At 75.3% G+C, this 12,542-nt stretch carries 12 protein-coding genes and 1 riboswitch; of the genes, 10 read left to right on the plus strand and 2 right to left on the minus strand.

Going from position 1 to position 12,542, the window contains the following annotated elements:
• The first annotated feature begins 89 nt into the window (after positions 1 to 89).
• From AC3RJ9_RS04995 to ribH, 10 genes are all read left to right on the plus strand, one after another.
• Positions 90 to 1,076 (plus strand): PD-(D/E)XK nuclease family protein, encoded by a 987-nt coding sequence (locus tag AC3RJ9_RS04995; RefSeq protein ID WP_123244426.1) that lies wholly within the window; start codon positions 90 to 92, stop codon positions 1,074 to 1,076.
• Positions 1,073 to 1,657: a peptide deformylase gene (gene def, locus AC3RJ9_RS05000; RefSeq protein WP_063189634.1), complete on the plus strand. Its 585-nt coding sequence runs from the start codon at positions 1,073 to 1,075 to the stop codon at positions 1,655 to 1,657. Before AC3RJ9_RS04995 ends, def begins: the two co-directional genes overlap by 4 nt.
• Entirely contained in the window at positions 1,654 to 2,754 is a 1,101-nt protein-coding gene (locus AC3RJ9_RS05005) for a methionyl-tRNA formyltransferase (protein ID WP_123244427.1), read from the plus strand. The genes def and AC3RJ9_RS05005 overlap by 4 nt, the downstream gene beginning before the upstream one ends.
• Positions 2,751 to 4,382 (plus strand): RsmB/NOP family class I SAM-dependent RNA methyltransferase, encoded by a 1,632-nt coding sequence (locus AC3RJ9_RS05010; protein ID WP_123244428.1) that lies wholly within the window; start codon positions 2,751 to 2,753, stop codon positions 4,380 to 4,382. The genes AC3RJ9_RS05005 and AC3RJ9_RS05010 overlap by 4 nt, the downstream gene beginning before the upstream one ends.
• A 16-nt stretch (positions 4,383 to 4,398) precedes the next feature.
• Entirely contained in the window at positions 4,399 to 5,070 is a 672-nt protein-coding gene (gene rpe / locus AC3RJ9_RS05015; protein WP_123244429.1) for a ribulose-phosphate 3-epimerase, read from the plus strand.
• A 94-nt stretch (positions 5,071 to 5,164) separates the two neighbouring features.
• A riboswitch (FMN riboswitch) is annotated at positions 5,165 to 5,309 on the plus strand.
• An 82-nt stretch (positions 5,310 to 5,391) separates the two neighbouring features.
• Entirely contained in the window at positions 5,392 to 6,096 is a 705-nt protein-coding gene (gene pnuC / locus AC3RJ9_RS05020; protein ID WP_063189642.1) for a nicotinamide riboside transporter PnuC, read from the plus strand.
• Positions 6,093 to 7,226, plus strand: a complete 1,134-nt coding sequence (gene ribD / locus AC3RJ9_RS05025; RefSeq protein ID WP_063189644.1) for a bifunctional diaminohydroxyphosphoribosylaminopyrimidine deaminase/5-amino-6-(5-phosphoribosylamino)uracil reductase RibD — start codon at positions 6,093 to 6,095, stop codon at positions 7,224 to 7,226. Before pnuC ends, ribD begins: the two co-directional genes overlap by 4 nt.
• Positions 7,227 to 7,883: a riboflavin synthase gene (locus tag AC3RJ9_RS05030; protein ID WP_063189646.1), complete on the plus strand. Its 657-nt coding sequence runs from the start codon at positions 7,227 to 7,229 to the stop codon at positions 7,881 to 7,883.
• Positions 7,880 to 9,193, plus strand: a complete 1,314-nt coding sequence (locus AC3RJ9_RS05035) for a bifunctional 3,4-dihydroxy-2-butanone-4-phosphate synthase/GTP cyclohydrolase II (RefSeq protein WP_020624533.1) — start codon at positions 7,880 to 7,882, stop codon at positions 9,191 to 9,193. The genes AC3RJ9_RS05030 and AC3RJ9_RS05035 overlap by 4 nt, the downstream gene beginning before the upstream one ends.
• Positions 9,190 to 9,672: a 6,7-dimethyl-8-ribityllumazine synthase gene (ribH, locus tag AC3RJ9_RS05040; protein ID WP_036383758.1), complete on the plus strand. Its 483-nt coding sequence runs from the start codon at positions 9,190 to 9,192 to the stop codon at positions 9,670 to 9,672. The genes AC3RJ9_RS05035 and ribH overlap by 4 nt, the downstream gene beginning before the upstream one ends.
• An 816-nt stretch (positions 9,673 to 10,488) precedes the next feature.
• Here the strand turns inward: ribH and AC3RJ9_RS05045 are convergent.
• Positions 10,489 to 11,496 carry an IS481 family transposase gene (locus AC3RJ9_RS05045; RefSeq protein WP_101967801.1) on the minus strand — a complete coding sequence of 336 codons (1,008 nt, stop codon included), beginning with the start codon at positions 11,494 to 11,496 and terminating at the stop codon, positions 10,489 to 10,491.
• 113 nt (positions 11,497 to 11,609) lie between these two features.
• Positions 11,610 to 12,504 (minus strand): IS5 family transposase gene (locus AC3RJ9_RS05050; protein ID WP_489727721.1). Its coding sequence is split into 2 segments (ribosomal slippage): positions 11,610 to 12,146 and positions 12,148 to 12,504, totalling 894 coding nucleotides; the frame shifts between segments, so codons are not numbered across the junction.
• Between the last annotated feature and the right edge of the window lie 38 nt (positions 12,505 to 12,542).

Here is a 12,542-nt window from a genome sequence, read left to right on the forward strand (position 1 = left end):
GCCATCTCCGCCCGGATGCAAAATCGGCGTCGGCAGGCGTGTCGGGCCACCCCGTCGGGGGTCCGCGGACCCTGCCAGAATGGCTGACCATGACCCAGCCACGCCTCGCGCATCAGACCCCCCACGGACGCATGTACGCGCGCTCCCTCTCGGGCCTGCCCGAGGTCCCGTCCATCACCACCGTGATCGGCATGGAGAAGACGGACCTGGACGGCTGGGTCGGGTGGATGGCGGCCCAGTCCGTGACCCAGGATCCGCGCCTGGCGGAATCCGTGGGCTCCGCGGCGCGCCTGAAGCAGGTGGCCCGCCAGTCCGCCGACGCCGCCGCCCGCTACCGGGACGCCGCGGCCGAGCGCGGGGACCGCGTGCACGACTACGCCGAGCAGGTGGCCCAGCGCGCCCTCGGCCGCCCCCACACCATGGCGGAGGCCCGGGCCCGGCTGATCGAGCACGGCGAGGGCGCCTACGCGGACCGCTTCGACGAGTGGTGGGACCTCTACGACGTCCGGCCGATCGCGGCCGAGATCACCGTCTGGAACCACACGGTGGGCTACGCGGGCACGCTGGACCTCGTCGCCCGAATCGGCGGCCGGCTGTGCCTGATCGACTACAAGACGAAGGGCACGGGGCGGGACGGACGGGTCAAGGCGCTCGACCCCAAGGTGGTCATGCAGTTGACCGCCGGCCTGAAGGCGGAGGAGTCCCTCGTGGATCCCGAGGCCGGCACCTGGGAGGAGTGGCGGCACGGGCAGGCCGAGATGCTGCTCGGCGTCGCCCTGGGGGAGACCGAGGTCGCCGTGCACCAGGCCAACCCGGGCGTGCTGCCCCGCCACTGGCACAAGTTCTGGGCCCTGCGCCAGCTCTGGAAGCACGCGCAGGCCGTGGACGACGCCGGCCCCGCGCTCCGTGTCATCGGCCCGCCTCCGCCGTCGGTCCCGGTGTCGGCGGCCACCGGTCTGCAGGCCGTGCGCGCCGCGGCGTTCGGCGGCGGCTCCCACGCCGCCCCGGCCGTGGCGCCCGACGGGTCGTCGTCGCGCCCGGCGTCTGCCGAGGGCGGCGATAGGGTGACGGCGTGACCGTCCTGCCCGTCCGCACCATCCCCGACCCCGTCCTGCGCACCGCCGCGTCGCCCGTGCCCGCGGGTGCGGACGTGCGCGCCCTCGTGGCGGACATGATCGAGACGATGCACGCCGTCGGGGGCGTGGGCCTGGCCGCGCCCCAGGTGGGCGTGGGTCTGCGGGTCTTCGTGTTCGACGTCGCCGGCGTCGCCGGGCACGTGGTCAATCCCGTGCTCGAGACCGCCGGGCAGGCGCTGCGGGAGCCGGGCGAGGGGTGTCTGTCCGTGCCCGGGCTGCGCTACCACCCGGCGCGCGCCGCGGAGGCCGTCGTCCGCGGCACCGACGTGGACGGGAACCCGGTGGAGCACCGGGGGACCGGCCTGCTCGCCCGCTGCCTCCAGCACGAGACCGACCACCTCGACGGGATCCTCTACGTCGACCGCCTCGACGGCGAGGAACGCCGTGAGGCCCGCCGCCGCATGCGCGCCGGCGAGGTGGACCGCGCCGCTCGTCGCATCGGGGCCGCGCGCGCGGCCGCCGTCAGCTCGGTCTTCGGCGCCCCCGCCGTCCCCGCCGCCGGAACAGGAGCCGCCCGATGACCGCCCCGACGCCCCTGCGCGTGCTCTACGCCGGCACGCCCGAGACCGCCGTGCCCGTGCTGCGCGCCCTGCTCGACTCGCCCCACGAGGTCGTCGGCGTGCTCACCCGGCCGGACGCCCCGGTCGGGCGCCGGCGGGTGCTGACCCCGTCGCCGGTCGCGGTCGTGGCCGAGGAGGCCCGCCTGCCCGTGCTCAAGGCCGACCGACTCCGCGGACCCGAGGGCGCCGATGCCCTCCAGGCGATCCGCGCCCTCGAGGCGGACGTGGCCGTCGTCGTCGCCTACGGGGCGCTCGTGCCCGCCGAGGCCCTGCAGACCCCCCGCCACGGCTGGCTCAACCTGCACTTCTCCGCGCTGCCGGCCTACCGCGGCGCCGCCCCCGTCCAGCGCGCCGTGATGGCAGGGGAGACCGAGATCGCCGCCGACGTGTTCCAGCTCGAAGAGGGCCTGGACACCGGGCCCGTCTTCGCCCGGCTCACCCGCCCCGTCGCGGCCGACGAGACCGCCGGGGCCGTGCTCACCGACCTCGCCGAGCGCGGCGGCCCGCTCGTGATCGACGTGCTCGACCGCCTGGCGGACGGCACCGCGACCGCCACGCCCCAGCGCGGCGAACCCACCCACGCGCCGAAGCTCACGGCCGCAGACGGCCTGGTGGACCCCGCCCGCCCGGCGGCCGAGGTGGCCGCCCGGATCAACGGCGTCACCCCCGAGCCCGGCGCCTGGGGCTGGCTGACCGCCGACGACGGCGCCGCCCCGGCCCGTTTCAAGCTCGACGGCGTCGCCCCGGTCAGCGCCGGCGACGACGGCTGGCCCTCCGCCCTCGATGCCGCGGCTCCCGGGCAGATCCTGGTGGCCGCGAAGGCCGCCTGGCTGCGCACCGCCGGCGGGGCCGTCCGGCTCTCCCGAGTCCAGCCGGCGGGCAGGAAGCTGATGCCGGCCGCCGACTGGGCGCGCGGCGCCGCCGCCGGGGCCGCGCTGCTGGCCGGGGAGGCGCTCGCCCACCACGAAGAACAGGCCCGCCGGGAGGCCGCCGCCCGGGCCGCGGCACGCGAGGCCGCGCGGAACGCCACGGCACAGGACGAGGAGGCGCGCGCATGAGCCGCGAGAGACAGCCAGGACAGGGCCGGGGCGAGCGAGGGGCCCGCGGAGAACGCGGCCGCGCACCCCGGCCAGACCCCCAGGACCGCCGGGATGCGCAGGGGCGCACCCGCAACCGGGGTCGCTCCGGCGCCGGGCGGAAGTACTCGGCGCAGGCGCCGTCGCAGCGCTCCCGCACCGCCGACCCGGCGCGCCGCGTCGCGTTCGGGGTGGTCCGCTCCGTCCACGCCGAGGACGCGTACGCGAACCTGGTCCTCCCGGCGCGCATCCGCCAGGCCCGCCTCGACCGGCGCGACGCCGGCTTCGCCACCGAACTCGCCTACGGCACCCTGCGCGGGCTCGGCCTGTACGACGCGATCCTGACCCGCTGCGTGGACCGCCCGCTCGAGAAGATCGACCCACCCGTGCTCGACGCCCTGCGGCTCGGCGCCCACCAGCTGCTGGGCATGCGCGTGCCCGCCCACGCCGCCCTCGACGCCACCGTCTCCCTCGTGCGCGCCGAGATCGGGGCCGGCGCCTCCGGGTTTGTGAACGCGGTGCTGCGTCGGGTCGCCGAACGCCCCCTCGAGGAGTGGCTGGCCGACGTCGCCCCCGCCGACGGCGGCGACGCCGCCCTGGCCGTCCGCACCTCGCACCCGGTGTGGATCGTCCGCGCGCTGCGCCAGGCCCTGGCCGCTCACCGCGGCACCCGCCACATCGCCGACCGCGACGCCGAGCTGGCCGCCCTGCTCGAGGCGGACAACGCCCCGCCCGTGGTCAACCTCGTCGCCCTGCCCGTGGCCGGTGGGGCCGAGGCGCTCGCCGCGGCCCTCGACGACGGCGCCGAACCCGGGCCGCTGGCCCCGGACTCCGCCCTGCACTCCGGCGGCGACGCCGGCCGTCTGCCCGGGGTGCGCGAGGGCGTGCTCCGCGTCCAGGACGCCGGCTCCCAGCTCACCGCCCGCGCCCTGGCCCAGGCACCCGTCCCCGCGGCCGAGGGGCGGGCCGAGCGCTGGCTCGACCTGTGCGCCGGCCCCGGCGGCAAGGCGGCCCTGCTGGCCGCCCTCGCCGCCGAGCGGGGGGCGACGCTCGTGGCCAACGAGGTCGCCCCGCACCGCGCCGACCTCGTCCGGCAGGCACTCGCCGCCGTGCCCGCCGGCGCCTGGACCGTCCGGACCGGGGACGGCCGCACGATCGCCGACGCCCCCGAGGCGGCCCCGGCGTTCGACCGCGTCCTCGTGGACGCCCCCTGCACCGGCCTCGGTGCGCTGCGCCGCCGACCCGAGTCGCGCTGGCGCCGCACCCCGGCCGACCTCGCCGAGCTCACCGGCCTGCAGGCCGAGCTGCTCGACGCGGCGGTCGCCGTCCTGGCCCCCGGCGGGGTGCTCGCCTACGTGACCTGCTCCCCGCACGTCGCGGAGACCGTCGTCCAGGTCCAGGACCTCGTGCGCCGCCACCCCGAGCTGGAGCTGCTCGACGCCCGCACCGCCCTCGACGCCGTCGCGCTCGACGACCTGCGCCTGGACGAGGCCGAACCCGCCGGCGCGCCGGAGCCGGGAGACGTGGTCGCCCGCACGGCCCAGCTCTGGCCGCACCGGCACGGCACCGACGCCATGTTCCTGGCCCTGCTGCGCGCCCCCGGCGCCTGACCGAGAGGACCCGACCATGACTGCCCGCCCCCCGCGCCTGCACCCCTCGATCCTGTCCGCGGACTTCGCCCGCCTCGCCGACGACCTGGCCCGCATCCCCAGCGCGGACGCGGTGCACGTGGACGTCATGGACAACCACTTCGTCCCGAACCTCACCCTCGGCCTGCCCGTGGTCGAGGCGATCCGCCGCGCCACGGACCTGCCGCTGGACCTCCACCTGATGATCGAGGACGCCGACCGCTGGGCGCCCGGCTACGCGGAGGCGGGGGCCGAGTCCGTGACCTTCCACGCCGAGGCCTCGGCGGCGCCCGTCCGACTGGCCCGCGAGCTGCGCGCGGCCGGAGCGAAGGCCGGCATGGCGCTGCGGCCGGCGACCGCGGTCGAGCCCTACCTGGACATGCTCCCGGAGCTGGACATGCTCCTGCTGATGACCGTGGAGCCCGGCTTCGGGGGGCAGGCGTTCCTCGACGTCGTGCTGCCGAAGATCCGCCGGGCCCGCCGCGCCCTCGAGGGCGGGCCCGCCCCGCTGGCCCTCCAGGTCGACGGCGGCGTGAACCGGGAGACCATCGAACGCGCGGCCGAGGCGGGGGCGGACGTGTTCGTGGCCGGCTCCGCGGTGTTCGGCGCCGCGGACCCCGACGCCGCGCTCGTCGGCCTGCGCACCGCCGCCGCCCGCGCCTGCCACTGAGCCCGGCGACGCGGTCGCCCGCCCGCCGCGCCGGACGTCGCCCGGCGTCGTCCGGCGCTCCCGGCCGGCCCGGCGTGCGATACTGCTGGACAGCAACGTGCTCCGAGATGCGGTGGAAGTCCGCACCGGCGGTGACAGCCCGCTAACCGCGCGGCCCGTCCTCATCCGAGGCGGTGCCGAGCGGCCTGACCGGTGGAATTCCGGTGCCGACCGTACAGTCGGGATGGGAGAGGCACGCGGCGGAGCCGTTCCGCGCCCTGCGCGGGAGGGCTGCGGAGCGCACCCCTCGGAGTCCCGATCCGAGGAGGTGGCGTCACGGTCATGGACTGGCTGGTGGACGCGTTCAACTGGACCATCCCGGTCGCCGGCGGCGGCCTGCTCATGCGCGAGGTGCTGGGCAACGTCTTCGGCCTCGCCTCCGCCCTGGGCGGCATGGCGCGCAGAGTCTGGGCCTGGCCCGTGGGCATCCTCGGCAACCTCATCCTGCTGACGGTCTTCCTCGCCTCCCTGTTCACGGGGGCCGATCACGCCACCCTGCTCGGCCAGGCCGGCCGACAGGTCATGTTCATCGCCGTCTCCGTCTACGGCTGGGCGCGCTGGCGTCGGGCCCGCCGGGGCCACGCCGAGGACGCTCCCGCCATCACCCCGGAGTGGGCCGGCTGGCGCGGGCGCGTGTTCCTCGTGACGGCCATGGCGGTCGGCACCGTCGCCCTCACCCCGGTGTTCCGCGCGCTGGGTTCGTGGGAGCCGGTGTGGGCGGATGCCTGGACGTTCGTGGGATCGCTGCTGGCGACCTACGGCATGGCGCGCGGCTGGGTGGAGTTCTGGCTGATCTGGGTGGCCGTGGACGTCGTCGGCGTGCCCCTGCTGTGGAGCACCGGCTACTACGCCTCGGCCGTGATGTACGCGTTCTACGGCGCCTTCACCCTGATCGGCTTCTTCGTGTGGCTGCGCGCCACAGACCGGGACAAGCCCGCCGTGGAGACGCTGCTGCCGGACGGCCCCGAGGGGGACGTCGCCCGATGAGCGCCGCCGAGACCCCGTCCGCCGACCCCATGGACCTCGCCGTCCGCGCCGCGCTGCGCGGTGTGCGCGGCGCCAACCCCCTCGTCGGGGCCGTCCTGACCGACGAGGCCGGCCGCGTCCTGGCCGTCGGCCACCACCGCGGACGGGGGACCGCCCACGCCGAGGTCGATGCCCTGACCCGCTGGCGGGCCGCCCGCGCCACGGATCCGGCCCTGGCCGCCCTCGACCCCGCCGGCCTGACGCTGCACGTCACCCTCGAGCCCTGCAACCACACCGGCAGCACCGGCCCCTGCTCGCAGGCCGTCCTGGACGCGGGGGTCGGCGCACTGCGCTACGCCGTCGCGGATCCCACCGGCCACGACGGCGGCGGCGCGGCCCGCCTCGCCGCGCACGGGGTGCGCGTCACCGGCCCCACCGGCGAGGTGGCCGCCCTCGCGCTCACCGCCCGCTGGCGCGAGGCCCGCGACGCAGGCCGCCCGTGGGTGACCGGACACCTCGCCCAGTCCCTCGACGGCCACGCCGCGGCCGCCGACGGCACGAGCCAGTGGATCACCGGCCCGGACTCCCGCGTCCACGCCCACGAGGTGCGCTCCCGCGTCGACGCCATCGTCGTCGGCACGGGGACCGTGCTGGCCGACGACCCTCGCCTCACCGCCCGTGACGCCGCCGGCGCCGAACTCGCGCACCAGCCCGTGCCCGTCGTCCAGGGTCACCGGCCCGTGCCCGACGGCGCCGCCCTGCGCGCTCACCCGGTCCTGCTGCACGTGCCGGACCACGACCCGCACGCCGTCCTCGCCGCGCTCGCCGCCCATCCCGGGCCCTGGCCCCACGGCCGCCGTGCCGAGCACGTGCTCATCGAGGGCGGGCCCCGCGTGCTCGGCGCGTGGCTGCGCGCCGGCCTCGTGGACGAGCTCATGGTCTACACCGCGCCCCTGCTGCTCGGCCCGGGCCGCGCCGCCGTCGCCGGCCTGGACGTCGCCACGCTGTCCGAGGGACCGCGCTGGCACCCCGACCCCGCGGAGGGCGGCCCCGCCCGGGCCCTCGGCGACGACGTCTGGACCCACCTGAGCCCGGTGCCGGCCCCGCGCCTGCCCACCGCCCCCGCCCCGACCCGTTTCCAGGAGGACTGAGTGTTCACCGGCATCGTCACCCATCTCGGCACCGTCGTCGCCCTCGAGCACGACGCGGCCGCCGACACCGCCCTGCTGACCCTCGACGCCGGCCGCGCCCTCGACGGGCTGCCCGCCGGCGGCTCGCTCGCCGTCGACGGCGTGTGCCTCACGGCCCTCGACGGACCCACGGAGCGCCCCGGCGTGTTCCGTGCCGACCTCATGGGCCAGACGCTGCGGATGACCAGCCTCGGCGACCGCGCCCCGGGGGACCGGGTCAACCTCGAGCGCTGCCTGCGCCCCACCGACCACCTGGACGGGCACGTGGTCCAGGGCCACGTGGACGGGACCGGCGAGGTCCTCGCGGTCACCCCGCACGGGGCCTGGACCACCCTGCGCATCGGCCTGCCCGCCCGCCTGGCCCGCTACGTCCCCGCGCAGGGGGCCATCGCCCTGCAGGGCGTCTCCCTCACCGTCACCGCCGTCTCCGACCCGGGCGCGGCCGCGCACTGGTTCGAGATCGGCATCATCCCGGCCACGCTCGAGGCCACCACCCTGGGCGCCCTGCGGCCGGGCGACCGCGTCAACCTCGAGACCGACGTGCTCGCCCGGTACGCCGAGCGTCTCGCGCTCATCCCGTCCGCCCCCGCCGCACCCACCGAGGAGGCCCGCCCGTGAGCGAGCACATCCGTCTGGACCCCGTCCCCGCGGCGATCGCCGCGATCGCCGCCGGCCGGCCCGTCGTCGTCGTGGACGACGCCGACCGCGAGAACGAGGGCGACCTGATCTACGCCGCCGCCCTGGCCACCGACGAGGTCACCGCCTTCACCGTCCGCCACACCTCGGGCGTCATCTGCGCGCCCCTGCCGGCCGGCCTGGCCGACCGCCTGGCCCTGCCGCCCATGACCACCGTCAACGAGGACCCCAAGGGCACCGCCTACACCGTGAGCGTGGACGCCGCCGCCGGCGTCACCACCGGCATCTCCGCCGCCGACCGCACCCGCACCCTCCGCGTGCTCGCCGACCCCGGTGCCGCCCCCGGTGACCTGACCCGGCCCGGTCACGTGTTCCCTCTGCGCGCCGTCCCCGGCGGCGTCCGGGCCCGCCGCGGCCACACCGAGGCCGGCGTCGAGCTGTGCCGCCTGGCCGGCGTCGCGCCCGTGGCCGCCATCGCCGAGCTCGTCCACGACGACGGCACCATGATGCGCCTGCCCGCCCTGCGGGAGTTCTCCGACGAGCACGGCCTCGTGCTGATCTCCATCGAGGACCTCGTGGCCCACCTGGAGGAGACGACGCCGACCCTGACCGCCGTCCCCGCCGAGGCCACCCTGCCGACCCGGCACGGCCTGTTCCGCGTGAGCGTGCACGTGGACGCCGAGACCGGGGCCGAGCACCTGCTGCTCGTGGCGGGGGAGACCGACCCGGAGCGTCCCCTCACCGTCCGCGTGCACTCGGAGTGCCTCACCGGCGACGTGCTCGGCTCCCTGCGCTGCGACTGCGGCCCCCAGCTCGAGGACGCCCTCGCCCGCGCGGCGGCCGAGGGCGGCGCCGTCCTCTACCTCCGGGGCCACGAAGGACGCGGCATCGGCCTGGCCAACAAGATCCGCGCCTACCGGCTCCAGGAGGAGGGGATGGACACCGTCGAGGCCAACCTCGCCCTCGGTCTGCCCGCCGAGGCGCGCGACTGGGCCGGGGCCGCCGCCGTCCTCACGGCCGCCGGCCATCGGCGCATCCGCCTGGTCACCAACAACCCCGCGAAGGTCGCGGGGCTGCGGGCGGCCGGCATCGACGTCGTCGAGCGTGTCCCGGCCCCCACGCCCGTCACCGAGCACAACGTCGTCTACCTACGCACCAAGCGGGACCGCATGGCCCACGCCCTGGCGGACCGCGTGCTCGAACCGCCGACGGCCACCGGCGGCCCCGCCACGCCGGCCGATGACCCGACCACCGACCCGACCCACCCCACCCACCAGGAGGACACCCCATGAGCGGCGCCGGAGCCCCGACCTTCACCCCCGACCCCGCCGCTGCGAGCGGCCTGAACGTGGCGATCGTCGCCGCCCAGTGGCACACGGAGATCATGGACGGGCTGATCGCCGGGGCGCAGGCCGCCGCGGCCGACCTGGGCCTGGAGCCCGTGCTCGTGCGCGTGCCCGGCACCGTCGAGCTCACCGTCGCCGCGGCGCGGCTGGCGGAGCGATTCGACGTCGTCGTGGTCCTCGGCGTCGTGGTGCGCGGGGACACCCCGCACTTCGACTACGTGTGCCAGTCCGTGACCCAGGGCGTGACGGAGGTCTCGGTGCGCACCGGCGTTCCCGTGGGCTTCGGCGTGCTCACCGTGGACACCGACCAGCAGGCCCGCGACCGGGCGGGCCTGCCCGGATCCCGAGAGGACAAGGGACGCGAGGCCCTCGAGGCGGCCGTCCTCACCGAGCTCGCGCTGCGCTCGGTCACGCCACGGGACTGAGGGTGGCCGGGCGGGGCTGCCTGCTGGGTCGGCTGCTCTCGACGTGGACCCTGTCCCCGGGGCCGGTGGGGTGATCGCAGGCCGGTCAACCGGGCCCGTCCGGAACGCCGGCAGCCCCGCGCCGTCATGGATGGGGTCGGCCGGAGGGCGCGGGGACCCGACGATAGAGGCGGAGACGCGAAGCCCCCGCCCTTCGTCTCGCTCGCGGCATCCACAGCTCGTCGTCCACTGCCCCGACCGTCAGGGCGGGCCGTTGACCCCCAACGCGTTCACCGCCGCAGACGGGTGATCTATGCGGCCCGCCCCGCCTCGGACGACTGCGTCGGGGTGCACGGAGCCTGCCGCAGCGTGGCCGCGTTCAAACAGTCCATGGCCCTGCTGGGAGCTGCGCGAGACCGGGCTGCTGCTCACCCCCCTGGTGCCGGCCCGCTCCATCGTCCCCGGTGCACGTCTGGCCTGCGACTGGCTGGGCCACTATGAGAAGCGCGAACCCGTCGCCTCCGCCTACGCCGACCTGGCCGGCCTCATCTTCGAAAGGATCACCGCATGAACGAGAAGCAGCTTGAGCCCGACCTGAGTCTGCGAGCACAGCGACGCAAGCCCACCCCGGCCCCCCAGACCCCGGCTCCCGGAGCGGTGATCCCCGCAGAACCGGCAACGACCTCGGACCCGGCCGGTGGGTATGCGCCCCTGGCGCGGCGTGGGGCGCCGACCGTGGCCCTGAACGTGCGAGTGCCCGAAGCGATCCGCGACGCGGTGCGTCGAGAGGCCGCCACGAACCCGGCAACGCCCAGCCAGGCCGCGGTCATCGAAGCCCTAGTTGTAGGAGGGCATGACGTTGTTGACTCGGGTCGGTGCCAGTGAGGCCGGAGGGGCGTCTCCGCAGGAGGTATGAGGCCGATGATAGTTGTAGTGGTTCACCCACACCTGAAGGGCCTCACGCCGAGCTTGCTCTGAGGTATACGGGCGGGCGTAGAGGACCTCATCGACCATCAGCCGGTTGTAGCGTTCGACCTTCCCGTTATGGCGCGGGGTGTAGGGGCGGATCCGGTGGTGCCGGCCCCCGAGCGAGACCACCTTGGCGGTGAAGTCCGCGGCCCGGTAGTTGTTGCCGTTGTCCGTGATCACCCTGTCGATCCGGATCCCGTGGGCGGCGAAGAACGCCCTCGCCCGGCAGTAGAAGCTCACGGTCGTGGCCGCCCGCTCGTCCTCCAACGCCTCGGTGTACGCCAGGCGGGTGAACCCGTCGATCGCCGAGTGCAGATAGGTGTACCCGACCCGCCGGCCTGCACCACGCTTGGAAGCACGGCCTGCTTCACTTTCACGTCCGTGAGCACGCCAGCCGCCCCCGTCAGGGATCTTCCCGATCTTCTTCACGTCCAGGTGCACCATGTGCCCCGGGCCGCGGGCGGTGATCTTCTGCGGTCGTTGGCGCAGGTCCTCACCCGTGGGCGCGAGGTCTGGCAACCGGGAGATGCCCAGTCGGTGCAGCCACCTGCCCACAGTGCGCAGGCACAGCTGGTGGCCTTCAGAGACGAGGTGGTGATGGATGCGGCGGGCTGACCACTTCTCCCTGCGACGCAGGGTCTGGATCTGGGCCACCACCTCGGGGTCGAGCTGGGCAGGTGAACGGCGCGGACGGCTGGGCCGGTCGAGCAGCCCGGCCTCGCCCTCGGCGCGGTAGCGGGCCACCCAGGTGGCCACCGTGGGCCGGCTCACCCGGAACTCGGCGGCCACGTGGGACTGCGGGATCCCGTCGTGCAGGTGGCGGTGGACCATCCTGAGACGGCCGGTCGGGGTCAGGGGTGCGTTAGCGTGAGTCATGAGCGGGTCTCTTCTGGCAGGTGGGTTGTTGAGGAACTTCCATCCTGCGGGAGAGGCCCGCTCGTCTCATCTCAGCCCGTACCCCGTGGCAAGAACCTCATGACCCACAACACCTAGGGCATGTCTGACAATCGTTTTGACCATGCGAGCACAGCATTCAGGACCACAGCGGCCCTGTAGATGATCGCGTACTTGTCATACCGGGTCGCCAGACCCCGCCACTGCTTCAGGTGAGCGTACTGACGCTCGATGACGTTGCGGCCCTTGTAGGCGTCCGCGTCGAGGCTGACGGGGCGCCCGCCGCGGGCACCGCGCCGTCTGCGGTGGCCCTGCTGGTCGGCCGGTTCGGGGATGACCGCTTTGATCCCACGGGCGCGTAGGTGGGTGCGGATCGCCCGGGAGGAGTACGCCTTATCGCCCAGCACGGCCTCGGGGCGGGTCCGGGGCCGCCCTACTGGCCGGGTCACGCGCAGCTGCTCCAGAAGAGGAAGCAGCATCGGGGAGTCCCCTGCCTGGCCGGGGGTGATCAGGCTGACCAGCGGCAGCCCGGTCCCGTCCACGAGCTGATGGATCTTCGTGCTCAGCCCGCCACGGGAGCGCCCGATGCCGTGATCGGCCGGCTCCTCACGCGGATTCTTGTAGTTCGATCCATCCCCCTGTGTGGCGGGTGATGTTCGTCGCGTGCTGGTGGGCGCGGGCGATCGTGGAGTCCACCGAGACCGACCAATCGATCAGGCCTTCGGCGTCAGCGGCGGCGGTCAGCGTGGCCAGCACCGTGTCCCATGTGCCTTTTTCGGCCAAGCGCCGATGCCAGGTCCACACGGTCTGCCAGGGCCCGTAGACCTCGGGCAGATCCCTCCAAGCGATTCCGCACCGGTACCGGTAGATGATCGCCTCCACCATGGCGCGGGCGTCGGCGAACGGCCTGCCGGCGCGGCCGGTCCGGGTCGGGAGCATCGGGGCGATCAACTCCCATTGGGTGTCAGAGAGCATCTGGAACCGGGACATGTCCCCAGGGTCTCAGCTGACTCGTGCATCTATTCTCA

The sequence above is a fragment of the Micrococcus sp. 63XJN7_6_ISO-PGPR-S23-444 genome, from assembly GCF_058072765.1.